Below are 2,304 nucleotides of genomic sequence, written 5' to 3' on the forward strand. Positions count from 1 at the left end.
ATCCATAAAAGTAAATCACGTCTGAAAGTTTTTGCCCAGCTTTTTTTCAAAAAGCTGGAGAGGAGGAGTGTAAATGAATGACCTGTTCAAGCCTGTAAGGTCGCTTAAAGGTGTAGGAGAAAAGAAGGCGGCATGCTATGCAAGGCTTGGAATTGAAACAGTTTACGACCTTCTCTATCATCTGCCGAGAGGATATGTTGATTTTTCATCTCCTGTTTCTCCTGTGGACGCACAGTTAAATGAATACGCAGTACTTAAAGGTGTGATAACAAAAAAATTACCGGAACAGAGAATACGCAAAGGGTTAAGTATTTTCAAAGCCGTGGCTACCGACGGTCTTCACGATTTTATTGTTGTAATTTATAATAATGTTTACGGATTCCGTGCCCTGAAAGAAGGGGAGGAATACTGCTTTTACGGCAAGATAACCGGAAATCTTCTGAGACGTGAGATAAATGCACCCCGTATTGTAAAATCCGGTGCAGAGCCTTTTCAGCCTGTTTATCACCTTACAACCGGACTTACTTCCGGAGCAATTTTACAAAATGTCAGGGAAGCTGTTGAAATACTCGACAGAGAACCTTTCGACAGTATGCCTGTTAATATCCTTATGGAGAATGATTTATTATCTCTCCCCCATGCTTTGAAAAGTATTCATTTTCCGAAAAATTCTAAAGATGCTGAAAATGCCAGAAAACGCCTTGCTTTTGATGAACTTCTGAATCTTCAGCTGGGAATGCTGATGCTGAGAAAAAAAGGACGTGAAAAGTCATCGTGCGTTATGGACAAAAATAAGGATATGTCGTCATTTTATGACAGTCTGCCTTTTGAAATGACTGAACCTCAGCTTAAAAGTATACAGGATATTATAAATGATATGTCCTCTCAGAGTCCTATGAACCGACTTTTGCAGGGAGATGTCGGAAGCGGTAAAACAGCCGTTGCCGCCGCCGCATGCTTTTTTGCGTACTTAAACGGCTATCAGTCTGCACTTATGGCACCTACGGAAATTCTTGCAGTACAGCATTATAATACTCTCAAAGGCTTTCTTGAGCCAGCCGGAATAAATGTGGTTTTACTTACCGGTTCAATGACCGCAAAGCAGAAAAGAGAGGCAAAAGAACTTATCCTTTCAGGAGAAGCCGCAGTTGTTGCGGGAACTCATGCTATAATACAAAAGGACGTTGAATTCAAAAATCTTGCCCTTGTTATTACTGATGAACAGCATCGTTTCGGCGTTGCTCAGCGTGCAGCTCTTGCGGACAAGGGAAAAAGTCCCCACAAGCTTGTAATGTCCGCAACTCCGATTCCCAGAACCCTTGCACTGATAATTTACGGAGATCTGGATATTTCTGTTATTGATAAACTCCCCATGGGCAGACTGCCTGTGAAAACCTATGCAGTGACGGGAAAACTCAGAAAAAGAGCCTATAATTTTATAAAATCACAGATTGATGAGGGCGGTCAGGCGTATATAGTATGCCCTATGATTGAGGACAGTGACAGCGAACTTCAGGCAGTAAAAAGCTATGCAGACAAGCTTAGAACTACTGATTTCAGCGACTATGAAGTGGGACTTCTTCATGGTAAAATGAAAGCCGCTGAAAAAAATGAGATTATGCTTGAATTTAAAGAGGGAAAGATTGATATTCTCGTCTGCACAACCGTTGTAGAGGTAGGCGTGGACGTTCCTAACGCCTGCGTTATGCTGATTGAAAATGCTGAGCGTTTCGGACTTTCCCAGCTTCATCAGCTCAGAGGACGTGTGGGAAGAGGTTCAAAGCAAAGTCATTGTATTTTAGTGACAGACAATACCAGTGAAGACTGTATAAAGCGTATGAAGATTATGAGCAGTACCTCTGACGGCTTTAAGATTTCCGAAGAGGATCTGAAAATGAGAGGACCGGGAGATTTTTTCGGTCAGCGTCAGCACGGACTTCCGCCCCTTAAAATTGCGGATATTGCCGCTGATATGGAAATGATGACACTTACCAAAAAAATCGCAGAGGATATTATAAGCCGTGACCCGAAGCTTGAAAGCCGTGATTATCAGGGACTAAAGATTGAGGTTATCCGTCTTTTCAGCCAGAACGGTGAAAATGGGTTGAATTAATTGTTAAAACTGTACAAGTGCAATGTACATTATATGTATAGTTTTAACAAATATAAATTTTTTGTAAAAAACCTATTGACTTTTGACGGATTTTGTTGTAAAATAATTAAGTCGCTGAGAGAGAACAGCGAAAACGTGGGAGCATAGCTCAGCTGGGAGAGCATCTGCCTTACAAGCAGAGGGTCATAGGT

Annotated in this window: 1 protein-coding gene; it reads left to right on the forward strand. The window is 41.6% G+C overall.

The genetic code is table 11. The features are described 5' to 3' along the window. The first annotated feature begins 73 nt into the window (after positions 1-73). Positions 74-2,113 carry an ATP-dependent DNA helicase RecG gene (gene recG / locus ACI4WO_RS05025; RefSeq protein ID WP_439806468.1) on the forward strand — a complete coding sequence of 680 codons (2,040 nt, stop codon included), beginning with the start codon at positions 74-76 and terminating at the stop codon, positions 2,111-2,113. The last annotated feature ends 191 nt before the right edge of the window (positions 2,114-2,304 follow it).

This window comes from Porcipelethomonas sp. (genome assembly GCF_051893655.1).
Lineage (GTDB): Bacteria > Bacillota > Clostridia > Oscillospirales > Ruminococcaceae > Porcipelethomonas.